This window comes from uncultured Brachyspira sp., assembly GCF_944390595.1.
Lineage (GTDB): Bacteria > Spirochaetota > Brachyspiria > Brachyspirales > Brachyspiraceae > Brachyspira.
In genome coordinates, this window is record NZ_CALXRN010000139.1 from 1 (window position 1) to 24,630 (window position 24,630).

General features: G+C 27.0%; 21 protein-coding genes, 1 tRNA gene and 1 pseudogene. 15 read left to right on the plus strand and 8 right to left on the minus strand.

Annotation, left to right across the window (positions count from 1 at the left end):
- A pseudogene (locus tag Q0J90_RS08210) lies at nt 1-299 on the minus strand (hypothetical protein); the annotation flags it as partial.
- Nucleotides 300-956: 657 nt separating this feature from the next.
- Between Q0J90_RS08210 and Q0J90_RS08215 the strand changes: the two are divergent.
- Nucleotides 957-2,414 (plus strand): radical SAM protein, encoded by a 1,458-nt coding sequence (locus tag Q0J90_RS08215; RefSeq protein WP_297277441.1) that lies wholly within the window; start codon nt 957-959, stop codon nt 2,412-2,414.
- A 152-nt stretch (nt 2,415-2,566) separates the two neighbouring features.
- On the opposite strand, the gene Q0J90_RS08220 is transcribed toward Q0J90_RS08215, so the two are convergent.
- Complete coding sequence (locus Q0J90_RS08220; protein ID WP_297277442.1) at nt 2,567-4,381, minus strand: hypothetical protein; 1,815 nt, start codon at nt 4,379-4,381, stop codon at nt 2,567-2,569.
- Between the two features lie 376 nt (nt 4,382-4,757).
- Here Q0J90_RS08220 and Q0J90_RS08225 point away from each other — a divergent pair, with 376 nt between their 5' ends.
- The 3 genes from Q0J90_RS08225 to Q0J90_RS08235 all read left to right on the plus strand — a co-directional run bounded on the left by Q0J90_RS08225 (nt 4,758) and on the right by Q0J90_RS08235 (nt 7,525).
- A complete protein-coding gene (locus tag Q0J90_RS08225) occupies nt 4,758-5,315 on the plus strand; it encodes a hypothetical protein (RefSeq protein WP_297277443.1) in 558 nt (185 codons plus the stop codon).
- 115 nt (nt 5,316-5,430) lie between these two features.
- The gene (locus Q0J90_RS08230; RefSeq protein WP_297277444.1) at nt 5,431-6,273 is read left to right on the plus strand and encodes a glycosyltransferase; all 843 of its coding nucleotides are present in this window, start codon (nt 5,431-5,433) and stop codon (nt 6,271-6,273) included.
- Nucleotides 6,263-7,525, plus strand: coding sequence for a hypothetical protein (locus tag Q0J90_RS08235; RefSeq protein WP_297277445.1), 1,263 nt, complete (start codon nt 6,263-6,265; stop codon nt 7,523-7,525). The genes Q0J90_RS08230 and Q0J90_RS08235 overlap by 11 nt, the downstream gene beginning before the upstream one ends.
- 5 nt (nt 7,526-7,530) lie before the next feature.
- Here the strand turns inward: Q0J90_RS08235 and Q0J90_RS08240 are convergent, their stop codons facing one another.
- Nucleotides 7,531-8,112 carry a phosphoglycerate mutase family protein gene (locus Q0J90_RS08240; RefSeq protein ID WP_297277446.1) on the minus strand — a complete coding sequence of 194 codons (582 nt, stop codon included), beginning with the start codon at nt 8,110-8,112 and terminating at the stop codon, nt 7,531-7,533.
- A gap of 431 nt (nt 8,113-8,543) precedes the next feature.
- On the opposite strand from Q0J90_RS08240, the gene saoT reads away from it, so the two are divergent.
- The 9 genes from saoT to saoL all read left to right on the plus strand — a co-directional run bounded on the left by saoT (nt 8,544) and on the right by saoL (nt 15,009).
- A complete protein-coding gene (gene saoT / locus Q0J90_RS08245) occupies nt 8,544-8,807 on the plus strand; it encodes a thioredoxin-like (seleno)protein SaoT (RefSeq protein ID WP_297277447.1) in 264 nt (87 codons plus the stop codon).
- Between the two features lie 25 nt (nt 8,808-8,832).
- Complete coding sequence (gene saoE / locus Q0J90_RS08250) at nt 8,833-9,900, plus strand: efflux transporter SaoE (RefSeq protein ID WP_297277448.1); 1,068 nt, start codon at nt 8,833-8,835, stop codon at nt 9,898-9,900.
- A gap of 31 nt (nt 9,901-9,931) precedes the next feature.
- Nucleotides 9,932-10,381 (plus strand): Cys-Cys-COOH (seleno)protein SaoC, encoded by a 450-nt coding sequence (gene saoC / locus Q0J90_RS08255; protein WP_297277449.1) that lies wholly within the window; start codon nt 9,932-9,934, stop codon nt 10,379-10,381.
- A gap of 36 nt (nt 10,382-10,417) precedes the next feature.
- Nucleotides 10,418-11,587, plus strand: coding sequence for an ABC transporter substrate-binding subunit SaoX (gene saoX / locus Q0J90_RS08260; protein WP_297277450.1), 1,170 nt, complete (start codon nt 10,418-10,420; stop codon nt 11,585-11,587).
- Nucleotides 11,588-11,618: 31 nt separating this feature from the next.
- Nucleotides 11,619-12,443, plus strand: a complete 825-nt coding sequence (saoB, locus tag Q0J90_RS08265) for an ABC transporter substrate-binding (seleno)protein SaoB (RefSeq protein ID WP_297277451.1) — start codon at nt 11,619-11,621, stop codon at nt 12,441-12,443.
- Complete coding sequence (saoP, locus tag Q0J90_RS08270) at nt 12,395-13,222, plus strand: ABC transporter permease subunit SaoP (RefSeq protein ID WP_297277452.1); 828 nt, start codon at nt 12,395-12,397, stop codon at nt 13,220-13,222. Before saoB ends, saoP begins: the two co-directional genes overlap by 49 nt.
- A complete protein-coding gene (saoA, locus tag Q0J90_RS08275) occupies nt 13,209-13,985 on the plus strand; it encodes an ABC transporter ATP-binding protein SaoA (protein ID WP_297277453.1) in 777 nt (258 codons plus the stop codon). Before saoP ends, saoA begins: the two co-directional genes overlap by 14 nt.
- A gap of 61 nt (nt 13,986-14,046) precedes the next feature.
- A complete protein-coding gene (gene saoD, locus Q0J90_RS08280) occupies nt 14,047-14,379 on the plus strand; it encodes a DsrE-related protein SaoD (RefSeq protein WP_297277454.1) in 333 nt (110 codons plus the stop codon).
- Nucleotides 14,380-14,388: 9 nt separating this feature from the next.
- Nucleotides 14,389-15,009 carry a MerB-like organometallic lyase SaoL gene (gene saoL / locus Q0J90_RS08285; RefSeq protein ID WP_297277455.1) on the plus strand — a complete coding sequence of 207 codons (621 nt, stop codon included), beginning with the start codon at nt 14,389-14,391 and terminating at the stop codon, nt 15,007-15,009.
- Between the two features lie 73 nt (nt 15,010-15,082).
- Here the strand turns inward: saoL and Q0J90_RS08290 are convergent, their stop codons facing one another.
- A complete protein-coding gene (locus Q0J90_RS08290; protein ID WP_297277456.1) occupies nt 15,083-16,300 on the minus strand; it encodes a dihydroorotase family protein in 1,218 nt (405 codons plus the stop codon).
- 63 nt (nt 16,301-16,363) lie between these two features.
- On the minus strand, nt 16,364-17,443 hold the full coding sequence (gene pyrB, locus Q0J90_RS08295; RefSeq protein WP_297277457.1) for an aspartate carbamoyltransferase: 1,080 nt from the start codon (nt 17,441-17,443) through the stop codon (nt 16,364-16,366).
- 318 nt (nt 17,444-17,761) lie between these two features.
- Here pyrB and dxs point away from each other — a divergent pair, with 318 nt between their 5' ends.
- Entirely contained in the window at nt 17,762-19,621 is a 1,860-nt protein-coding gene (gene dxs, locus Q0J90_RS08300) for a 1-deoxy-D-xylulose-5-phosphate synthase (RefSeq protein ID WP_297277458.1), read from the plus strand.
- On the opposite strand, the gene Q0J90_RS08305 is transcribed toward dxs, so the two are convergent.
- The 3 genes from Q0J90_RS08305 to Q0J90_RS08315 form a co-directional block, all read right to left on the minus strand.
- Nucleotides 19,616-20,755: a hypothetical protein gene (locus Q0J90_RS08305; RefSeq protein WP_297277459.1), complete on the minus strand. Its 1,140-nt coding sequence runs from the start codon at nt 20,753-20,755 to the stop codon at nt 19,616-19,618. The two genes, dxs and Q0J90_RS08305, sit on opposite strands and share 6 nt — an antisense overlap.
- Nucleotides 20,756-20,824: 69 nt before the next feature.
- Entirely contained in the window at nt 20,825-22,204 is a 1,380-nt protein-coding gene (gene radA, locus Q0J90_RS08310; RefSeq protein WP_297277460.1) for a DNA repair protein RadA, read from the minus strand.
- Nucleotides 22,205-22,306: 102 nt separating this feature from the next.
- Entirely contained in the window at nt 22,307-24,358 is a 2,052-nt protein-coding gene (locus tag Q0J90_RS08315; RefSeq protein ID WP_297277461.1) for a GldG family protein, read from the minus strand.
- 193 nt (nt 24,359-24,551) lie between these two features.
- Between Q0J90_RS08315 and Q0J90_RS08320 the strand changes: the two genes are divergently transcribed.
- Nucleotides 24,552-24,624 (plus strand) — tRNA-Phe (locus Q0J90_RS08320).
- Nucleotides 24,625-24,630 lie beyond the last annotated feature (6 nt).

Here is a 24,630-nt window from a genome sequence, read left to right on the forward strand (position 1 = left end):
TCTTCATTATTTAAATCATAAGACTTTTTAAAATAAATTTCTGCATTTTCTTTATCCCCTTTATAAAAATAAGCATAACCTACTCTATAATTCCATAAAGCATCATCAATTCCTTCTTCTCTTATATACATTAAATTATCCAATGCTTCATCATATCTTTCTACATTATTATAAGCTCTGGCAAGCAAACTAAAAAGTTCTGCATCTCTTTTCTCGTTTGGAATTGCCGTTATAATCTCAATAATTTTTTCATGTTCATCATTTTCATGTAATTCTTTAATTTCTTCAATTATACTCATTATTATCTCCTTTTAATTTTATAAAATTAATATACATTTATAATTAAATTTTGTAAATTATTTTAACTTTTTATAAAAAATATTATTAATTTAAAATATTTTAACTCTATTCTAACTTTAAATTAGAGTTTAGAGTTTAGAGTTTAGAGTTTAGAGTTTAGAGTTTAGAGTTTAGAGTTTAGAGTTTAGAGTTTAGAGTTTAGAGTTTAGAGTTTCTCTTAAATCTATTTTTATACTATATCATAAAGAGTATATTTTGTCAAATTATTCAAAAAACAAATAGGGATTTAAAGCTCCTTGTTGTTTATATAGTAAATTTTTTATTTGTTCTTTTTTGTTATTATGTTCTTTTTACCGCCGAGTAGGTGCATTGCCTACGGCACGCAGAGCGTCTGCAAAAGAAGTGTGGGTGCGGCACATCTGTGTGCTTCGCAGGGCTAGTCCACACTAATAATAAAAATAAGAAAATAATTTTTGACAAAATATAGTTGTTCAAGTATATAATATTATACAATAAATAAATATAAAATTGAAAATTAGGAAATATATATACCTATAAAATAATTAGCTGTATTAATGCTTATTTACATTTTTATCAATTAAAGTATAATTAAAAGATAAACATAATATTTAATAATTATAAAGGCAAATTAATTTATGAATAAAATAAATAAAATATATATAGGCTATCCTCCGTTTGAAAGCGATAGAGGAGTAGCATTATTGTCACAGAACAGACAATTTCAATGGTTCAAAAGTCCTACATATATTTATCCAGTTGTTCCTGCTACTGCTGCAACAATGATAAAGAATGCTGGGTATGATGTTGATTTTGTTGATGCTATTGCTAGAAATATGAGTACGCAAAAATGGTATGAATATTTAAATGAAAAAACACCGGACTTATTATTCTTTGAAGTTAAAACACCGGTAATATATAAGGCTTGGAAAATAGTTGATGATTTAAAAGCTAAATATCCAAATATGATAGTAGTTATTGCTGGGGATCATGTTACTGCTATGCCTGAAGAGACTATGAATAATTGTAAGGTTGATTATTTATTAATGGGCGGTGATTATGACTTCTTGCTTTTAAATCTAATAGAATATTTAAATGGCAAAGCTCAATTAGAAAAAGGAATATACTATAGGGAATCAAATACTATAAAAAATACAGGATTTTTTGAATTAAGACATGATTTAAAAAGTCTTCCATTCATAGACAGAGATTTAACTGAGTGGCAAAGATATGCCTATGACAATGGTAATTTCAAAAGAATACCGGGAACTTATATAATGGCTGGAAGGGACTGCTGGCATCATAGATGTACTTTCTGTTCTTGGACTGGCATATATACAAATTTCCGCGCCAGAACTGCTGAGAATGTTGTTGATGAGGTAGACTTTCTTTATAATAAATACAATATAAGAGAGATAATGGACGATACAGGTTGTTTTCCTGTAAAAAAATGGCTTAACGATTTCTGTAATTATATGATAGATAAAAAACTAAATAAAAAAGTTAATATAGACTGCAATATGCGTTTCGGTGCTTGTAATGAAGATGAATACAGACTTATGAAAAAAGCAGGATTTAGATTTTTATTATTCGGTTTAGAATCTGCAAGTCAAACTACATTAGACAGACTTATAAAAGGAAATAAAGTTGAAGAGATACTTCCTTCTTGTAAAGCAGCTTCTGATGCAGGATTATCTCCTCATATCACAGTAATGCTTGGCTATCCTTGGGAAACTGAAGAAGATATTGAAAAGACTTATGAGCTTACTAAAAAACTTCTTTTAAAAGGTTATGCTAAAACTATGCAGGCTACAATAATAATTCCATATCCTGGTACTGAATTGTTTAATCAATGCAAAAGAGAAAATTGGCTTACTACAGAGAATTGGGAAGATTATGATATGCGTACTGCTATAATGAAAACTGATGTTGGCGAAGAAAAAATAAAATGCTGGATACAAAAACTTTATAACTTGAGTTTTACTCCTCAGTTTTTAATGCATAAAGTATTATCTATTAGAGATTTGGATGATATAAAATATTATCTAAGAGCATTCAAGAAAGTATCAAGCGGGCATTTAAAAGATTTTGCATAAACCGTAAATTGTTAGTACTTATATCAAAAAAGTACTAACAATTTATAAAAACTTTATTTCATATTAGCTTTTTTATTCATTATAATAAAATATACAATATTAAAAATAGTAATTAGAAGCAATAAACTTATCACTGCTATATGTGAATAAAGTTAAACATCATTAGCTATATAGAATGTTTTTGGAAGTTTCCAATCTACTTTTTTAAATGATGCAAACTTATCTAAATCTTCTTTTTGTTCTATAGAAAATCCTGTAAATTGTTTATAATTATCATCAAAAAATATCAAACTATTTGGATGAGTAAAATTATAATAATTATTTGATATTTTATATATAGATCCTTCATCTTTTTCTTTAAAAGTTTGAAGTTCATATCCATATATAGGTTCGTATGGAAATCTGGAAGAATATAAATCAAAAGAATCTTCATTTATAAATTGTTCTAATAGTTTTTGTCTTGAATTATTATCTTGTTCATTAAATGATAATATAGTATTTACTTTATAACTATTATTACTTCCTAAATTATTTATTTTATTCCAAGTGTCTACACCTATTTCTATATTTATATTATTGAATCCTGAGTCATTAGCAAATGTATTGGCATGTTTATATAAAAAGAAAATAACATTATATATATTCAATAATAATATTAATAATATTGCAGATTTTTTATTACTAAACAGTTTATACTTATTAAGTAAATAAGAAAAAAATATTATAAAAGGTATTATCAATACAGATCCCATTCTTAAATGTAAATTTATATTTTTTAGGATCGGAAATATACTATTTATTAAACCTTTATCATAATAAATATCAAAAGATAAATATAGCCATATTGCAAAAAGTATTATTTTAAACTTACCAAACTTTGTTAAATTATTAATATATTCCTTAATATATTTTTTATTAACTATGCATATTATTATCATTATAGGAATCATCATAAAAGGAAGTGATAAATCATTTTCATGTATGCCGCTATATCTAATATTAAAAAATACATTTAAAGAAAATAATTTCTCAAAAAATGAAACTATTGATAATATGAAATCATAGTAAATTACTTCAAATATTTTATAAAAAGGTTCATTATCAACCATTAATTTTCCTCTGTCTATTTTAGATGCTAATATAAACGTTGGTATTAATTTAGATAAACTTAGAATAAAAGATATTGATACAGATAATATTACAGCAATACATTTTTTCAAAAAATCTAAATCTAATTTAAAACAAATAGCAGCAATTCCAAGAAGTACAAAACATGTATAGAAAAATATTGTTTGAATAGCTCCGCCAAATATCATAGAAGAAAAAATTAAAGAACCAAATAATATTCTTATAATAAAACTAAATTTTAATTTAGATATTGTGTTAGAAAAAAATATAAAAACTATTAATGCTGTAAATGGATGATATATAAACGCCCAGTGTCCTGCTCTAAGATGGTATATATAATATCCTGTACATGAAAAAAATACAGCACCTGTTAAAGAACTTATAAAATTAAAATTAAAGTCTTTTCTAAGAAAAATATATATGCATGTAAATCCAATTATAGAAAATATAAAAGTTAATAAATTATAGCTATACCAAAATGGTATGATTAAAGTAAGGAAATATAAAGGAGAATATTGAATATATTGAGGATTTGCATAACTAAGAAGTCCTCCTCCGGATAATGGTGAAGCCCATTCAATATCAAGTCCGTTATTTTTATAGTATAAAAGCATACTTACAATCTTTGGTTCTATTAAGCCATAGTCATGCCCCATATAAGTATAATTGCTATTTAAAAGTAATATTTGCGATATAGATGTAATAAAGCAAAATATAATCAAAATCAATTTTTCTTTTTTCTTATCTAAAACTATATTAAAAGCTTCTTTATTGGATTTGATAATATATACAAATGAAACTGTAAATACTATTGTAAGCAAATAAAATAATACCATCATAATATTTTCCTGTTTTATTTTTCTTTAATGTTTTTTAATATATTATTGTGTTTCTTGAACTATTTATAAAGAAAAGTTGTATTTATAATTTGATAATGTTTTTGATTCTATTATAAAAACACTGTTTTATATCTAATTTTATAGATATTATATGAAGTATCATAAATATTGTTCTGAAACATAATTTTTAATTTATTATTCATAGAACACTATAAATTTAAAAATACTATATTAATTCAATAAAAAAATCAATATTTTTTATTGATTATAGTATTTATATTATAATTAATTCATGTTATACTAAATATGATATTATTTATACATTATAAATAAATATTGGTTTTTAATTTAAATAACAAAATATGGAGTAATTATTATGGCTAGAGTAAAATTTATAGAATATGAAGAAGCTCAAGGAAAAGTAAAAGAAGCTTTCGATTATCAAATTAAAAAAAGCGGCAGTGTTACAAATATGAAAAAGGCACTTCTTAATGATTATGTAACTTATGATACAATGATGGGATGGTATACTTCTTTTGAAAGACTTGTTGAAGTTGTTGGAAAAAGAGCTGCTATGATATTAGCACATTCTGTTTCTACTACTAACGGATGTATATTATGTTCTTTATTTTTTATAAGAGACTTAAAAGCTATAGGAGATGATCCTAAAAATCTTAAACTTGATGAAAAAGAGCAATTATTATCACAATTAGGTATGCAGATGGTAAAAAATCCTACTGCAGTAAGCGATGAACTTATGAATAATCTTAAAAAACATTTCAATGATCAGGAAATAGTTGTTATAGTTGGTTTTGTTGCTTGGATGATAGCTTACAACACTTTTAACTCTACTCTTGATATTGATTTGGATGAGTCTCTAGTTGGAATTGCTAATGAGTTTGAAAAAGAAACTTGGAGAGCAAAAAATAACTAATTTATTATTTAGTAATAATAAAATTATAAAAAATAACAAGGGAATAAAAGTACCTTGTTATTTTTTTGTAATAAATATATTATTTATAGATTAAATAAAAAATTTGGTAAAATAAATGGTAAGCATAATAATCACAACGAAAAATTCTGAAGATTTTATAGCAAATTGTATTAATGCTGCAAAAAATTCTAATTATAAAGATATAGAAATAATATTGGTTGATAATAATTCGGAGGATAGAACTTTAGAAATAGCAAAAGAATTAGGGGCAAAAACTTTTACTAAAGGCCCTGAACGTTCTGCCCAAAGAAATTATGGTGCTGAAATGTCAAGCGGATATATAATAGGTTTTTTAGATGTGGATATGACTTTATCAGAAAATGTTATAACTGAATGTTTAGAAATTTTTAATAATAAAGAAAATGTGCAGGCTGTTTATATACCTGAAAAAATTTATGGAAATAGTTTTTTTAATAGAGTAAGGAGTTTTGAAAGGTCATTTTATGATGCCACAGTAATAGATGCTGTCAGATTTTTTAGAAGAGATGCTTTTATAAAAATAGGCGGATTTGATTTAAATTTAAATGGTACAGAAGATTGGGATATAGACAGACGAATAAAACAAATAGGAGAAGCTGACATAATAAAATCACCTCTTTATCATCATGAAAATCATACGCTTAAGCAATATATAATAAAAAAGAGTTATTATGCCTCAAACTTTGACAATTATTTTAAAAAATGGGGACATGATGAAACAACTAAAAAACAATTTGGTATGTTCTATAGATATATTGGAGTTTATGTAGAAAAAGGTAAGTGGAAAAAATTATTTATGCATCCAATTTATTCAGTTTCAATGTATTTTTTAAGATTTCTGATTGGTGTTGTCTACATACTTTCTAAATTTAATATTTCAAAAAAAGAAAATGTATATAAGGGTAAGAATGATAAATAATAATAAACAATTATTAATAATAATATCAGTATTAGCAATTATAATAGGAATTTTTCTAAGATTCTATTTATATAATAAAACTATTAGCGGCAAACCGCCTAGATTGGATGAACAATATCAATTTTATCAAACAGAGAAGCATTTTAATGAAAATAGATTTCCAATAGAAGGTGTATTTTTGAATACTCCTGATACTTATGATAGTGAAGAAGAAGCAAGAGTTCCCGGAGGATATTTTTACTTGTCATACATGTTTAAATATTTTATAGGAGGAAAAACCTATGAGGGAGCAAGACTTGTAAATTTAATAATATCAATATTGGTTAGTATTATATTTTTTGTTTGGATTTATAAAAGATTTGGACTTACAGCATTAAGTATTATGCTGTTAATAATGTCAGTAAATGTATATTTTTTAAAGGCAGGAAATGATATATATAATCCGCACAATCCTTTTATATTTTCTTTTATATTTTTACCTGTACTTTATGAATATCTGTATAATGAAAAGAAATTTATTTATGGGGTTTTATTATTTCCTATATTAGCATTATCAGCTCAATGCCATTTTTCCAATTTCTTTTCAATAATTCCGTCTTTAATAGTATTTTTAATAATCAGATGGAAAAAAGATACTAAAAAAAATATAATACCTTTATCTATTGGAGTATTTATATCATTTTTAACATATCTGCCTTATTTAATATATCAATTTCAAAATAACTTTGAAGGTCTTTCTAAAATATTAGGAAGGAAAGAAGAATTAGGCCGTTATGTAATACAGCCGCCGCAAATATATTCAATACTCCTTTTTGCTACAAATGAATCAGGCAACAAATATGTTAATGGATTCAAAGACATAATTAATTCTTATTTTGGAAGCAATCCTTTATATATTTTTACTTTTATATTTTATATATTATCATTTGTATTTGCTTTATTGGTATTAATTTATTCCTATAAGCATTTTTTTACTAAGAAAATGATAACAGAAAATACTAAAGAAACAGATGCATTAAGAGATTTATTGTTTTTCTATATTGTTTATATTATTTCTACAATAGTATTTTATATGGCTGGAGGAATAGCCGGAGGGGGAAGACCTCATTATTTTTATTCATCATTTACATTGGGGTTTGTGCCTTTTATATACTTTATAGAAAATATAAAATATACGAAACCTAAATATATTAATTATATTCTCTTATATACTTTTTTGAATATGATTGCAATTATCATTTATAGAATATAAGTAATTTAAAACTCTATTATATCATTAAATGATTGTTTATTTCTCCATTTAATAAACTCATCAAATGTTTTAATATTGTCTTGTAATACAGCCTTATAATATTCTATACCCATTATTTTTATATCATCTGGAGTTTCATATTTTAATTTTAAAATAGTATTTCTTTTTTCTTCTGTAAGCATGTTTATTATATTATCAGCAGCTTTTTCAAAATATCCGTCATAATAAGAACCTTCAAGTATATTAATAATATCTATTTGCCAAATATTACTATCATTATGTTTGTAATATAAATGCCATTCTATACAATGTTCATCCGTATCTATTAGATTTTTATATATAACACTTTGTACTTTTTTGTTATTTGATATTTTGGATATTGCATTAAAACTTTCTAGTATATCTAATTTAGAAGAATATACATGAAAATCAATATCTTTATTTTTCATTAAAAGTCCCATTCTTAGAGAACCTACAAGATTAATTCTGCAGTTTATTTCTTTAAATGTATTTTCTATATTAAGTTCTTTTATGATTTCAAAGGCTATTTTGGTATTATAATTTGAAAGCTCTAATATATTTTCCATAATAAAAATACTATATTGTAAATTTTGATATGTCAATGTTATTATTATTTGGCATTCTATGAAAATACTGTATTAAATGTTTGATTTATATATTTTTAGAATTGATTATATAAAGAATAGATAGCTTACAATATAAAAAAATAATTATAAAAAAGTAATTAATGTACTTTACTTTATTTTTTCTTAATATATAATATAGAGTATAGGGTGATGATATGTTTTTAATTAATAATTTTAAATTAATCATTTTCTTAAATCAGGATGCCTTTCCCGAGATTCATTCTTTATAATATACCGTGTGTATATTCGATTTTACTTCTAAATAAATAATAATCATAACTTATTAAAATAAACTAATTAATAGTTTTTAAGTTATATATTAATTCTATTTTAATTGAATTAAATTATATCAATTTTTAAAGGATTTTTATATGTCTAAAGTATTAGTAGAATTTATTAATACATGTCCGACTTGCGATGGATATTCTTCATATTTAAACGAACTTCAAAAAGAATATGAGGATAAAATAGAAGTAAAATTGTATTATGCTGGAAAAGATTTTGATTATTTATCAAAATATGGAATGATAGACAGAGGTACATTAATTATTAATGGAAAAGACAGATATGATGTTTTAAGTAAAAAATTAATAGAACAGGAAATAAAGAAAGCTATAGAAGCTCAAAACTGTTAGTAATAAATAGGACGGAAGATTATATATGCTAATGCGTTTTTTATATGTATTTTGGGACTTTCTCCTTATAAGTTCTGAATGGATTATTATAAGCCTAATATTGTCTGGAATAATACATGCATTTGTTCGTCCTCAGGTTCTTCAAAAATCTATAGGAAATAAAAAAATATCTTCTTTGATAAAAACAACAATATCAGGAGCAATACTTCCTATATGCAGCTGCGGAGTTTTGCCTTTAGCATTAAGTTTATATAGAACAGGTGCGTATTTAGGACCTACTCTTTCATTTTTGGTGGCTACTCCTATAATAAATCCTGCAGCGATAATAGTATCATTTGCCATGTTAGGTAAAGAAATAACTTTTATATATATATTATGCGGAATATTACTTCCTATAATTATAGGAGTATTAGGAAATATTTTTGGAGGAAATGAATTAATCTCTCCGGAAGTTTTGAAATTGCAAAGTATGAATATTAAAATTCCAGAAAATACCTATGTAGATAAAACACTTTGGTACAAAAAATTGTATAATGGTATTTTATGGGGTTTTAATAATCTTGGAATAGAAATAAGCAGATTTATTTTAATAGGTACTTTATTCGGAGCTGTTTTGATAACAGTTATACCACAGGCATTTGTAATGCAGTATTTAAGTAATCCGAAATTAGTATCAATAATAGGTATAACGGCAGTAGGCTGTATAATGTATGTATGTGCCTTAGGACATATTCCATTTATTGCGGCATTGATATCTGCCGGAGCTTCACCTGGCGTAGCAATTACATTTTTAATAACAGGTGTGGCAACAAATATATCTGAATTAATTAGCATGTATAAGCTCATAGGTAAGAGAACTTTAATCATATATCTTGTTTCTATGCTTTTTTTTGGTATCTTGATAGGTTATATTACAAATATTTTATTAACGGATAACTTTACGCCCATCTTTGATTTATCAAATTCCCAGAAGCAAATAGAAATAGCCAATAATATTAATATTACTTTCCCCAGTTGGTTTAAAAATTTATGTGCAATTATAGTATTATTTATGGGCTTATATTCATGGTTTATGATTTTAATAAAAAAATAAAGATATTAGCAAATAGGGAAAAACAATTTCAATGCTGAAAGTATTATATGCTTTATGTATTTTTATACTAATATCTTGCAATAATAATAAAGAGAATATTTCAAATTCAGATGGAATAAAGAATAATGAACTTTATAAAGCCTATGTTGAGAAATATTCTGATAAAGAATTATTAACATTTTTGGAAGGAGATTTCAGCGGCGATAATATAGATGATTTAATAATAATTTATAAAGAATCAGCTTATTCAAATAAATTGGTAGGCATATACAAAGATTCAAATGGACATATATTAATTACTGATCCAATACCTGCACCTATAGAAAATTATACAATAAGATTTTATAACATAGATGAGAAGGTACCGAATGAAATTTTGGTATCAGGGCAAAAGGGTGCTAATATAGGATTTGCTGTTTATAGGCTTGAGAATGGAGAATTAATAAGTTTATTTGAAAATGGAATGGAGAAATGTTGTTAAAATAAAATATATTAATTAATTTTAAGGAGAATAATAATGAAAAAAAATATTATTATATTTTTAATGATATTATTTGCTGTTTCTTGCAGCAGAGGAGATTCATCTAAAAATAAATCAGATGTTATATCAGAAGATGTACAGGCTATTGTTGCAGATTATAATTTAGAAGAATTAAGTGCTGAGGATAAAAAATATAAAATTAATTTAGGTTATTACAATTGCGATCATATGACAGCAGCTTGTGTAGGAGAAGATACAGGAATATATAAAGCATTGGGCTTAAATGTTACAGTTACCGGTAACGGCAATGTTCCTGAAGCTATGAGTGCAGGACAAATGGATATGGCTTATGCCGGCTTTACTACTACATTAAATGCTGTAAAAAATAAAGTTCCTCTATTTATAGCAGCAGAAAATCATACAGGCGGTGCTGAGTATTTTGTTGTTTCTAAAGATATTCAAAAACCGGAAGATTTGCTTAATAAAAAAATATCTATGGGGGCTAATCCGGAAACAGAAAATTTGAATTGGGCAGAATGGTCTGAACAGTTGAATATACCTAGAGATATTACTAATTATGAAAACTTTTCTATGAGTGATTCTGATGCTTATTTTGCATTTAAATTGGGACAATTAGACGGTTACGGTGCTTGCGATCCTTGGGGTTCTATGGCTGAATATGAAGATACAGGAAAAGTATTAAAAAGACAAAATACTGACAGAGAAGCAGACGGACATGGTACTTGCTGTAAAGTTTGTATGAACTACAATTTTGCTAAAGCTCATCCGAAATTGGCAGAACGCATACTTCTTGCTCATGCTATGTCTATAGAATATATGTATCTTCATCCTTATAAAGCAGCTCAAATATTCGCTGAAAATTATAATGTACCTTTAGAAGTTGGACTTATGACTTTATGGAAAAAGCTTAATGAAGAAGGAAGAACTATTACTTGGAAATTAAATAGAGATTATGTTCATAATCAAATGAAAACTATGAAAAGATTAGGTGTTAGAGATGATATTAATTCTCTTGATATAGACGATTATATAGATTTATCATACTTTGATAATTGCGGTGCTAAAGACTTTGATACTTTTATTAAAGAAGAGGTTGATCCTATATTTCCTCTTGGTATGAGTTATGAAGAATGGAGAGCTAAAGCTGTAGAAGTAGATAACATTAAAGAAGAGTCTAAAGTTTGATATTGTTTTTTATAAATAATAAAGGGAAAAGATGAAGCATATAATAAAAAGAAATAAATATATTATTATATTTAGCGTCATTTTTATATTATGCTTCATCTTATTTCAAAGTTATAAAGAGAATATTAATAGCAAAAAGAATAAAATTACCATAGCATGCGGTAATGATGCTTCCGGGATGTTATTTGACTATATAATAAATAGTAAAAATTCAAATTTAGAGTTTTCAAATTTTGATTATATACAATTTTTGGATTGCTGCGGTTCCCAAGCTGAATTTGCTTTTATATCTGGAAAGGTGGATATGGCAGTATTATGTCCTGATGCAGCATTTCAATTATTGTCAATAGATACCAATTATTATATAGTCGATTCTATAGTTAGTGGTTCTAATGTTTTAGTATATTATGATGAAATTTATGATAATAATATTGAACCTAAAAATATTGGATATATGAACAAGCGTTTATTACAGGAAGAATTATTAAAATCAAAATATTCAAATTCTAACTATTATCCAATGCTTGCAACTGCTTTACCTTATGCTTTGGAGAGAAAAACAGTTGATGCTATTTTTATTGATATTATATTAGCTTTAAAAACAAAAAATACTAGGTTTAAAAAAATATATACTGAAAAGCCGGATTATTATTTAGTTGTATCAAAGAAATTGAAAGACAGTTCAGTGCTTAACGATTTTATTAAAATTTATAATGAATCTGTTGATGATATAGAAAATGATACAATATTATCTAATGTGCTTATTAGTTATTTGGACATTTCAAATTCTGAAGGAGAAATGAATATATGGAAAACAATGGGAGTCAAGTTCCGCAAAATAAAAGCAGATCTATAAATTTAGGAAATGCAGGAAACAGTATTTTTATGAAATTTTACAGCTGTTCTGTGCTTATTGCAATTATGGTCATTTGGTATTTTCTTGCCAAAAAGATAGATAATAATTTGCTGCTTCCTGATTTTATTATAACTTGTAAGGAGTTTTTTAAATCTTGGATAGATCCTTATACGGTTCAAAATTTACTTATAACATTAGAAAGAGTATTTAGGGGATTTATTATAGCTTGTTTAATAGGTTTGCCTTTAGGATTATTTATGGGATATTCTAAACCTATACTTTTAGCTGTTTCGCCAATAATAAATTCAATAAGACAGGTGCCAATAATGGCTTGGATACCTTTAGCCATAGTATGGTTCGGACTTGGAGACGGCCCTACTATATTTTTAATAACTATGAGTGCTATATTTCCACTCATAATTAATACTATAGATGGAGTTCGAGGAATAGATCCTAATTATATTAATGCCGCTAGAAGTATGGGGGCTAAAAATATAGATATAATGCTTGATATAATATTGCCTGGGGCTTTACCGGCATTTTTAACGGGATGCAGGCTTGCTTTGGGTTTAGGATGGATGAGTGTTATTTGTGCTGAATTTATAGCTACAAGCAAGGGTTTTGGATTTATATTAGTAGAAGCACAGCAGAGACTTGAAACTCCTAAACTTTATGCTCTTATGATAGTATCGGCCATAATTGGATTTAGCATGGATAGAGTATTAATTATATTAGAAAAACTGCTTACTTCTTGGAGATTTAAAAATGGCAATTCTTGAAGTGAATAATGTATGCAAATCTTTTAAAACTTCAAAGAAAGCTCCTGAAGTTGAAGTATTGAAAAATATTAGTTTTAGTATAGAGAAGGGAGAATTTGTAACTTTGCTTGGTCCGTCAGGATGCGGTAAAACTACACTTTTAACCATGATAGGAGGTTTTCAAAATCCTACTTCCGGCGAGGTGCTTCTTGAGGGAAATAAAATAGAAAAACCTTCTTCTGAGAGAGGATATGTTTTTCAAAATTATGCTTTATTTCCATGGATGAATGTTGAAAAGAATATACTTTATTCTTTAAAATTTTTAAAAATGACAAAAGAAGAAAAAAGAAATAGATTAGAGGAGCTTTTAGAGATGTCTCATCTTAAAGGGCATGAAAAGAAGTATCCTATATCGCTTTCCGGAGGTATGCAGCAGAGGGTTGCGGTTGTAAGAGCATTAGCACCTAATCCTAAAATATTGCTTTTAGATGAACCTCTTGGAGCAATAGATTTGCAGATGAGAGAGCATATGCAAAATGAATTATTACAGCTTGTTAAAAATAGTAACAGTACGGTTTTAATGGTAACTCATGATGTGTCTGAGGCTGTTTATATGAGCGACAGAGTTATAGTTATGAGTTTGAATAAAGGCGAGATAGTTGCTGATATAAAAGTGAATATTAAGCATCCAAGAGAAAGAGATAGTTCTGCTTATATAGAATGTGTTAGAGAACTTACTAATAATGTTAAAAAGGCTTTTGTAAACAAACCTATTGAAGCATAATAGTATTTTATCTAATTTATAAATTTTAATAATTACAAATATTTTCGCAGGAGTAATTGATATGAAAGTAGCTTATATTTTCAGCAGCCAAAATTCACATATGATTTTGGATAAAATGATAGTTCCGCAATTATTAAATGATAATCATGGTGCGGAAGTTGTAGGGATGATGTTTTTTGCAGACAATACTTTTATGCTTACTAAAGGAAGCAGTGTTGGCGACAGGCTTTCAAAAGTATTGGAAAAGAAAAAAATACTTCTTATGGCATGTAATATCTGTGCTATTGAAAGAGGGATTGACAACAAACTAATTGATGGTGCTTGTATAGGCTGTTTCCCAGACTTATATAAAGCTTTGGAAGGAAGTGGTGTAGAGCAAGTAATAACTTTATAAGGAGTATTTATGTTTGATACAAATTTTATGGAGAAATATGGTGTATCTGATAAGTATCATAACCTCCCTAAAGATATACAAGATGCTAGATTAAAATTAATAAACAGAGTTATAGATACAGGCTGTACTATTTCCAAAGAAGAAGCTATAAATATATGCGGAGATGAGAAATTGTATAATATCTTGATAGAAAAAGAAATTATTACAATGAGCGGTAATGATGTTGCTTTTTTATATCCTGTATCTGCTATGGAAACAAATCATAGAGTTAAACTTTCTGATGGAAGAGAATTTTGTTCTATGTGTGCAATTGACGCTTTAGGTTCTTATAGTTTATTCCATCAGGATACGGAGATTAATTCTATATGCAGTCAGACTGGAGATAAGATATTTGTTAAAATTAGAGACAGACAAATAGTTGAGCATTTTCCAGATGATATTCATGTTGTTCATGTTGATTTAAATAAAAATAAAAATTGGGCTAGTACCTGCTGAAATATTATGAATTTCTTTGGTTCAAAGAATAATATGCATGAATGGCTTAAAAATCAGGATACGGATAATAATACTATTTATCTTTTAGATTTGCCTACAGCCTTTAGAGTTGCAACTGCTATATTTAGATTGTAAGCGTTTCCTTAAAATTAATTATATATTTTTATGGTGATAGATATTATAAAATTAATATCTATCACTTATTTTTTTATATATATTCTATTTCTTTTCCAATATATTTGTCTGTGAATAATTCATTATTATAAACTATATTTCCGCGTACTATAGTAGTTAATATTTTTCCGCCTCTTTTAAATCCTATATAAGGAGACCATCCTGCTTTTGTAATTATATCTTTTTCTTCTATTTCTGAGTTATCATTCAAATCTATTATAACTAAATCAGCATCGTAATTTTCTTTTAATAAGCCTTTATTTTTTATGCCGAATATTTTAGCAGCATTTTCGCTCATAATTTTTGTTAATAATTTGAAATCTATAGTTCCGTCATTTATTTTTGTAAGCATTAATTCTAATGAATTTTCTATAGAAGGTACTCCGAATGTAAGTTTTTCTAATTTTTCGCTTATTAAATGAGGTGCATGATCTGTACCTATTGTATCTATGGTGCCGTCTAATATTGCATTCCATAAAGCCTTATTATCTGATTTTTCTCTTAATTCAGGTTTCATTCTAAGAAGCATTTTATTTTTTTCATTTTTATTTACATATTCCGTATTTAAAAATAAATGATGAGGCGTAGCTTCTCCGTATATTATCATTCCAGCATCTTTAGCTTTTTTTAAGGATTCAATTTCACTTTCTAAAGATAAATGACATAAATATAATGGCGTTTTTGTTTTTTTAGCTATATCGATTGCCTTATCAACCATTTTATCTTCAGCATGAACAGCTACAATTTTAGAGTTTTCAAATAATTTTTCTAATACCTTATCATTTTCTACTAACATGTTCCCAGTAGAAGCATTAAAGAAAATTTTTGTTGATGCAGCTTCATTAACAACCTTTTTTATATCATCGCTGTTATCTGCCTTACTTCCTCCGAAATGAAAACCATAATCCACATAAGATTTTCCAATCATCATAGCTTTTTTTGACATTAAATTTTCTTTTGATATAGTATTTGGTATAGTATTAGGCATATCAAAGAATGTTGTAACTCCTCCTCTGGCAGCTGCTTTGCTTCCGGAATTAAAATCTTCTTTATGAGTAAGACCTGGATCTCTCATGTGAGTATGAGGGTCTATTATACCGCAAAGTACATAATTATAATTGGCATCTATTATCTTATCATCTTTATATTCGGAAAAATTATTATCAGTATCTATTTTTGTGATTATCTCATTTTCTATTATAATAGAAACTATTTTTTCATTATTTATAATTTTAGCATTTTTTATTATCATAATTTATATCTTTATTTATATGGATCATATTATAAAAATATAATCCATATAATTTATTTTTTATTATTTTTGTATTTCTTTATTACAGTAGTAACAGAAATCTCCATAGCTTCTTCTAGCTACTTTATTTTTTGTTTCTTCAAAATGAGTAACACATTTTGGATTTGTACAAACTACATTTTTATTTTCTATTAATTCATAATCAATATCTTTCTTTTTAGCCTTAGATTCTATAATGCCTGTAGCAAGAGATATCATAGCCATTCTTGTAGGAACACCATTTTTAGCCTGTATAAAATATTTAGCATGTTTTGTATCATCTAAATCTATGCTTATTTCATCAACTCTAGGAAGCGGATGCATTATTATCATATTATCTTTACATTTTCCAAGTATAGTTTCTTTTGATATATTGAAAGCATGCTTAACTTTCTCGTATTCATTAGGGTCATCAAATCTTTCTCTTTGTATTCTAGTCATATATAGACAGTCTATATCTTTTAATATATCTTCATATCTATTGAGTTTTTTATATTTTATTCCTGCCTGATCTAATTCTTTTAATATATAATCTGGTATCTGTATAATATCAGGCGATATGAAATAAAATTCTCCATTGAACATCATTAATGCTTTTGATAGAGAATGAACAGTTCTTCCATATTTAGTATCTCCAACAAATGCTACTTTTTTATTTTCCATATCACCAAGTTCATCTCTTAAGGTATATAAATCTAGCAAAGTTTGGCTAGGATGTTCATTAGCACCATCGCCTCCGTTAATAATAGGACAGTCAGTAACTTCTTCAGCAAATTTAGCAGCTCCGTCAATGTTATGACGCATAACTATAACATCAGAATAAGCAGAAACCATTATTATAGTATCTCTTAATGATTCTCCTTTTTTTATGGAGCTTATATCCGGATTATCAAATCCTAATACCTGACATCCCATTTTATATGCTGCTGATGTAAATGATAATCTTGTTCTCGTGGAAGGTTCAAAAAATATGCTTGTCATTATTTTTCCTTCCATCATTTTTCTTCTCTTTTCACTATCAGTGTTATCTAATTCTTTAGCAACATCTAATACCTCAATAATTTCTTCTTTTGATAACTCTTTGATAGATATAAAGTTTTTCATTGGTTCTCCTTTTTTGAAATAGTTTTGTTATTGTGATTTTGGCATAAAAAAAAGGAATAAAATCACTAAATAGTAACTTTATTCCTTTTAAAAAATTCCAAATTCGTTAATTTAAAAATTAAATAGGGTAGCAAGTAAAAAATTATTTTATGCTTAAAAAAAATATTATTCATATTTTTACCTATCATTCATAAATTGAATGAATTATATCATGAATAATATAAAAGTCAAGAATAAATTTTATAATTTATATTTTTACTTATTGAAATAAAATCTTTTATGGTTATAATTGCTTTATAATTTAATGAAGGTCATGTAATGTATTTAGAAGAAATTAAAAGCCCGTCTGATTTAAAAAAATTAAATACAGAAGAATTACAATCATTATCCTCAGAGATAAGAGAGTTTATAATAAATAATGTTTCAAATACCGGAGGGCATTTAGGCAGTAATTTAGGCGTAGTTGATTTGACTTTGGTTCTCCACTACTTATTTGATTCTCCTAGAGATGCTTTTATATTTGACGTTGGTCATCAGGCATATACTCATAAAATTATAACCGGAAGAAAAGATAAATTTAATACATTAAGAACTTACGGAGGAATATCCGGTTTTCCAAAAAGAAATGAATCAGAACATGATATAGAAGAAACAGGACATGCTTCTACTTCTTTATCATTTGCTTATGGACTTGCATGTTCAAAAAGTATATTAGGGTATAAAGGAGATGTTATAGCTATTATAGGAGATGGTGCTATGACAGGCGGCATGGCATTAGAGGCTATGAATAATATTGCAAATACTGATACAGATATAATAATCGTATTAAATAATAATGAAATGTCTATAGGTAAAAATATAGGGGCTATATCAAAGTTTCTTAATACTACATTGAATGACAATTTAATTCATGAGGCTTCGGAAAAAGTTAGAGGATTGGTTTCTGCTTTGCCTTTTGGCGATATTGCTAATGAATTTATAGATAGAGGTAAGGGGGCTATTAGAACTTTTGTTGCTCCTGGTATAGCTTTTAGAGAAATGGGATTTAAATATTTTGGTCCTGTTGACGGGCATAATTATGATGAACTTATAAGTACTTTCCAAAAGGTAAAATCTATAAGAGGTCCTAGATTAGTTCAGGTTAATACAATTAAAGGTAAAGGTTATAGAATAGCTGAGGAAAATCCTTCTAAATTTCATGGAATAGCTCCGTTTAATGTAGATACTGGAGAATTGAAATCAAAATCTAGTGTTAAAACTTTTTCTAATTTGGCTGGGGAGTGCATTGTTAATGCTGCTGAAGAAAATAAAAATATAGTTGCTATAACTGCTGCTATGGAATCTGGTACAGGTTTAACTGAGTATGCTAAAAAATTTCCAGATAGATTTTTTGATGTGGGTATAGCAGAACAGCATGCTGTTACATTTGCAGTCGGACTTGCTGAAAATGGTGTAATACCTTTTGTTTGTTTATATTCTACATTTTTACAAAGAGGGTATGATCAAGTAATACATGATATTGGTATAATGAATGCTAATGTAAAGCTTATGATAGACAGAGCAGGATTAGTTCCTGAAGACGGAGATACTCATCAAGGTGTTTTTGATGTTTCTTTTTTGAGAATTATACCTAATATTACAATTATGGCGCCGGTTGGAGAAAAAGATTTTATAGATATGGTGAAAAAATCTTTAGAGTATAAAGGACCTACTGTTATAAGATATAATAAGTCCGGCATTAGAGAAGTAAAAGAAAATATTATATCTAGCAATTTTGAAATAGGAAAAGCTAATATTGTAAGAGAAGCTAAAAATAGTAAAAGACTTATTATAAGTTATGGGCCTACATTAATTGATATAGAAGATGCTGTAAGTGAAATTAATTTAGATACTTCAATAATAAATCTATCTACTTTAAAACCTTTAGATGAAGATACTATTTTGAATATGGTAAAGAAGGCCGATAAAATTTTAATTATTGAAGAGAATGTTAAAAAAGGCGGTATAGGAAGTGCCATATTAGAATTGATGTCTGATAATGATATATATAAGCCTGTTAAAATTCATGCTTTGCCTGATAAGTTTTTTGAAGTTGCATCCAGAAATGAGCTTTTAAAAATATATAAATTAGATAAAGATGGATTAAAAGAAACTATTAGTAAATATTTCAATTTATAGTTTGATTCTTTTCTTATCTTTAAGATATTGAATAAATATATCTGATATTATAGGATCAAGCATTATGTCTTTTTCCAAAAAATTTTCAACCATATATTGTACTGCTTCTTTAGGAGATTTATTCAAACAGTTTGTTAATGTATCATATACATCTATGATCTCTAAAATTTTGGCCGGAAGATATGTTAAACTTTGCAATGTTAATACATCTTTATAATCATAAGATACAATATATTCTATAATATGTTTTGGATTTCTTTTTAATGTTGCTTTGTATAATTCTGTAAATAGTCCGTAACCATAACTATAATATTCATGATGCAGTGAAACTGTTAATGCTACACCTTCGCTTCCTCTCATAAAATATTTTGCAAAAGCATAATCCTGCAATGAGTGATTATCTTTTTCATCATTTGCTATTGGTATATAATCTCTGCTTTTTTTTAATGATATATCATGCATTAATATACCTGTAACTGTATCTATAATTGTATCATTTTCTATCTTTCTTACACCTAGTTTTACATTTGAATCTAGTGTATTAGAATTTTCAAATAAATTATATCTTTGGTATATTCTTTCAGCATATTTGTAATAGCTTTTTTTAAAGTCTATTCTCATTTTATTAGCAGCACCCCGCCTCAATTTTTCATTAAAAAATGCTATTGCTTCAATTGACATTATAAATACTCTATTAACATGTCCGATAGTTGTATTTGTTTTCAATTCTTTCATATTATCAAACATATTATCGCTTTCATATTCTTTAGAGTATATTATATTTGATATTTCGGCTATAAGAAACTGAATCATTCTTGATAAACCATTTACTTCTTCATCACTATTATTTAAAGTATTATTTTCTTTTTTATATAAGTAATTTATATATTGTATTCTTAATATAAAACCCACTTCTAACAACATTTTTAATATTTCATTAGCTGTTTTATAATCTAAAAAATTTTTATTATAATGTGTTAATTTTGCAACATATTGTCTTATATATGAAGTGAGTTCTTTATTTGACATGCTTATTATATTTTCAAGTACTTTTTCTTCTTCTTTTGAAGTCTCTAAATCAGATGAAATACAAAACTCGAATATATCATAGAATTCTTTTATTTTATTATCCAATATTTTCCTCTTAAAATTATCAATATACAGCATATTATAACCTATAAATTAATATTTTTCAAATACTAATTATATACCAAGTTTTTTTATTGCCTCAGAAATATGATCTATACCGATAATTTTTACATTTTCTACATTTTTTATCTCTTTTACTGCTCTTTTAGAGATATATACTTCTTTAAGAGAGAATTTCTGCATCTCTTTTATTCTTCTTTCTATAAATCTTACAGGCCTTACCTCGCCGGAAAGTCCAAGCTCTCCAATATATGCTGTTGTTCTCTGTATTGATATTCCAGACATACTTGAAGCTATTGCCATTGCTATAGAAAAATCGCTTGCTGTTTCTTTAACATTAAGTCCGTTTGCTATATTTATATATACATCTTGATTTGAAAGGTTTAAATGTGCCCTTTTTTCAAGTATAGCTATTATTATAAGCAATCTGTACTGATCATAACCAATAGTTAACCTTCTAGGGTATCCGAATGCACTGCTTCCAACTAAAGCTTCTTGTTCAACGCAAAATACTCTGCTTCCTTCTATTACAGGAGTTATTACGCTTCCGGCAAATACAGCTTCATTTACTCCTCTTGTAAATACTTTAGAAGGATCTTTTACTTCCATAAGTCCTTTTTCTGCCATTTCAAAAATACCAACCTCATCAACTGCTCCATAACGGTTTTTTACAGCTCTCAATATTCTATATATTCCCTTATCATCGCCTTCAAAATATAATACACAGTCAACAATATGCTCAAGTATTTTAGGTCCTGCTATAGTTCCTTCTTTTGTTATATGACCAACTAAAAATATTGTTATATTTTTTAATTTAGCTGTCTGCATTAATGACCATGCGCAGTTTTTTATTTGTGCCGGCGAACCTGCTATACTATTAGTAGACGGACTGTATATTGTTTGTATGGAGTCTATTATTGCAAGTGTAGGAGGACTGTCCAATAAAGTATTTATTATATTATCGCAGTTGGATTCTGATGATATAAGAAAATCTGAATCTTCTAATGTAAGTCTGTCAGCCCTTAATTTTATCTGTTCTAGAGATTCTTCTCCTGTAAAATAGTAAACTTTTTCATTTTTTGCAATATTAGATGCTGTTTGTAATAGCAGGGTAGACTTACCAATTCCAGGTTCTCCTCCAATGAGTATTACGCTGCCTTGTACTATTCCTCCGCCTAATACCCTGTTAAGTTCTTCTATATTTGTAGATATTCTTGTACTTTCATTAGTTTTAATTTTTTTTATAGATGTTAATTGTGCTTTATCTGATGATATATTAACTTTATCTCTTATAGATTTATTTGTATCTTCAGAAGGTTCTGTGAAAGGCTTTAAAGTATTCCAAGAACCGCATGACGGACATTTGCCCATCCAATTAATTGTGCTTTCTCCGCAATTATCACATACGAATATAGTATTATTTTTCTTTGCCATATTTTTAGTTTAAATTATTTATTTTTTATTGCTGATAAAATTGTATGCTTTCAGTAAAACTTCATTATATAAATCTGCCGAATGCATACAATTTTTAAAACATTATTTTTTTTCTTCTAGTTTATTATTAAACTTTTCAAATATTTTCTGTCTTCTTTTCTTATCTGAACTCCATAGCATAAGTCCGAATACTATAACAGCTATAGGAAGCATAACTATATTTATAATTCTTACAAATAATTTGATGCTTTCAGGTACATTGTAAGGAGGATTAAATATTGCTCCTTTTCTTCTTATACTCATAAGTCCGGTATCGCCTGCCATATAATCAACTAAATTCATTAAAAATATCTTGTTAGCTGTGTATGCACTATTTTTTGCCATTTCATATGATCCTACAACTAAAACTTTTCCGCTTGTTGTAGAGCTGATTCTGTTTATACCGCTGTTGATATTATTCTGCATGTTTGTTGCTGCAGGTATTTCTTTTCCTTCAAATGCACTGTTCATATTACCTTCAAATACAGCAGCAAGCAGTCTTTTAGATAATTTGCTTTCATCGCTTGGCATTCCTGTCATTGAAGCTGCAAACTGTTCGCTTTCTGTCCAGCTTTTTTCGCTTGTATGAATAAGAGGAGTTACTTTTATTTCTGAATTATTAGTATTTATTAATATTTCTGATGATATAGGAGTAAGCATAAGATTAATACTTTTAGTTATATCACTTTTAGCATTGATATTTTCCGGAGATATAAGCGGTATATAATACATCTTCTGTTCCGGCATGCCTTGCTGTAATTGTGCCTTATATGCATTATCATCAAATACCATGTTGGTAGCTATTGAAAAACCATAATTTGGAAGTATTTCATTTAATCTGTTTGTAACAGGTATAAGAGTAGGACCGTACATTTGAGCATTAGGATCATTTTGATTAATTTGTACTCCATTAAGCATAAATAATACAGGCTTTCCGCTCATAATAAACTGATCCAATTTATATAATTCATAGTCGCTGAATTCTGTTTTACTTCCGGCTATTATTAAAGCATCTATATTTGAAGGTATATCATTTAATGAAATATCAACTGCTTCAAAGTTATAGTTAGCTTCTATTTCTGATATATATTCGCTTACGCTGTCATAAGCATCATTAGGATTTCCTCCAAATTGAGGAGGTACAGTTATATAATTAGCCTCTTCATGTCCTTGTATATATCCTACAGTAGCTTTTAATCCAAGCATGCTGTCTATACTTTTTAATATTTCATTTTCTATTTCATCAAATGCACCGTATAATATATAGGATGTTGAAAGCTCCATTACATTATCACCATTCTCTAAAACCAATGAGAAATATGCACTTCCTTTATTTGCTACAATATTTCCTTGATTATCTTTTATATCATTCCATTCTATTTTTTTTACATTCAGCTTCTTTAATAAATCTTCATTTTCTTTTGAAGGATTTGTCATATCAACATTGATGAATTGTACTTTATTCATTAAATTTTTATTTGCATTAGCTACAGCTTTCATTATAGAATCCGGTATAAGTTCTAAAGCACCTATTGGAAGAAGATTATATATTTCAGAAGATGATATGTAATAAACATTTAAATTATTTTCCAATCTTGTAAGTTTATCATTTTTATCCATCATTTTTCTTATAGTAGTATCTATATTGTATTCCAAACCTTCTGTTGATTGCACGAATGGTATTGTCTCTATAGAATCTCCGTATATGAATGCTAATCCCATATAAGCTACTTTTGTCTGAGTTTGGTCTTTTTCTAAAACGCTTATTTGTGTAGGACTTACTCCGTATTGACTTGCTTGTGCAGAATCTTTTGAAGTATCTACTACTTCGAAACTCAAATTCTTTCCGCCTGCTGATTTATATCCCTCAAATAAATCTTTTATATATCTTTCATAAGTAGAGAATGGAGGAGGAAGATTAGGTGTTACAAAGAATTTTACAGTCATAGGTTCTTTTAAATTTTTTACTAATGTTTTGCTTTCTTTGCTTAGAGAATATACTTTATCTCTGGTTAAATCTATTGCTGGAGTAAATTGATTTATTATTGCATTTATTAAAAATATTATTATAACTACTAGTATAAAAGTGATTATTCTGTCTTTCTTATTTGTCATATTTTACCTACTATTATAATTATTGATAAAAATTATCAAAATTGATTGTTTATTATATATTTAATAATCCTATTTGTCAAAGTTTGATTGGCATAAAATATATTTCAATAAAACCTGTAAATATTCTTTTTGTAATAAAATTATCAAATAGTACTTGACATTTTTTATTGCTATGCTATAATAATTTTCACTTGCCGAGTTAGCTCAGTAGGTAGAGCAAAGGACTGAAAATCCTTGTGTCTAGGGTTCGATTCCCTGACTCGGCACATTCC

Excerpts from the sequence above, each read along its gene's own strand:
- saoB (WP_297277451.1), top strand. The coding sequence starts at position 11,619 with ATGAAGCATATAATAAAAAGAAATAAATATATTATTATATTTAGCGTC.
- Q0J90_RS08230 (WP_297277444.1), top strand. The coding sequence starts at position 5,431 with ATGGTAAGCATAATAATCACAACGAAAAATTCTGAAGATTTTATAGCA.
- saoC (WP_297277449.1), top strand. The coding sequence starts at position 9,932 with ATGCTGAAAGTATTATATGCTTTATGTATTTTTATACTAATATCTTGC.
- Q0J90_RS08290 (WP_297277456.1), bottom strand. The coding sequence starts at position 16,300 with ATGATAATAAAAAATGCTAAAATTATAAATAATGAAAAAATAGTTTCT.
- Q0J90_RS08235 (WP_297277445.1), top strand. The coding sequence starts at position 6,263 with ATGATAAATAATAATAAACAATTATTAATAATAATATCAGTATTAGCA.
- Q0J90_RS08215 (WP_297277441.1), top strand. The coding sequence starts at position 957 with ATGAATAAAATAAATAAAATATATATAGGCTATCCTCCGTTTGAAAGC.
- Q0J90_RS08225 (WP_297277443.1), top strand. The coding sequence starts at position 4,758 with ATGGCTAGAGTAAAATTTATAGAATATGAAGAAGCTCAAGGAAAAGTA.
- Q0J90_RS08220 (WP_297277442.1), bottom strand. The coding sequence starts at position 4,381 with ATGATGGTATTATTTTATTTGCTTACAATAGTATTTACAGTTTCATTT.
- dxs (WP_297277458.1), top strand. The coding sequence starts at position 17,762 with ATGTATTTAGAAGAAATTAAAAGCCCGTCTGATTTAAAAAAATTAAAT.
- Q0J90_RS08315 (WP_297277461.1), bottom strand. The coding sequence starts at position 24,358 with ATGACAAATAAGAAAGACAGAATAATCACTTTTATACTAGTAGTTATA.
- saoP (WP_297277452.1), top strand. The coding sequence starts at position 12,395 with ATGGAAAACAATGGGAGTCAAGTTCCGCAAAATAAAAGCAGATCTATA.
- saoD (WP_297277454.1), top strand. The coding sequence starts at position 14,047 with ATGAAAGTAGCTTATATTTTCAGCAGCCAAAATTCACATATGATTTTG.
- radA (WP_297277460.1), bottom strand. The coding sequence starts at position 22,204 with ATGGCAAAGAAAAATAATACTATATTCGTATGTGATAATTGCGGAGAA.
- saoA (WP_297277453.1), top strand. The coding sequence starts at position 13,209 with ATGGCAATTCTTGAAGTGAATAATGTATGCAAATCTTTTAAAACTTCA.
- pyrB (WP_297277457.1), bottom strand. The coding sequence starts at position 17,443 with ATGAAAAACTTTATATCTATCAAAGAGTTATCAAAAGAAGAAATTATT.
- saoX (WP_297277450.1), top strand. The coding sequence starts at position 10,418 with ATGAAAAAAAATATTATTATATTTTTAATGATATTATTTGCTGTTTCT.
- Q0J90_RS08240 (WP_297277446.1), bottom strand. The coding sequence starts at position 8,112 with ATGGAAAATATATTAGAGCTTTCAAATTATAATACCAAAATAGCCTTT.
- saoT (WP_297277447.1), top strand. The coding sequence starts at position 8,544 with ATGTCTAAAGTATTAGTAGAATTTATTAATACATGTCCGACTTGCGAT.
- saoE (WP_297277448.1), top strand. The coding sequence starts at position 8,833 with ATGCTAATGCGTTTTTTATATGTATTTTGGGACTTTCTCCTTATAAGT.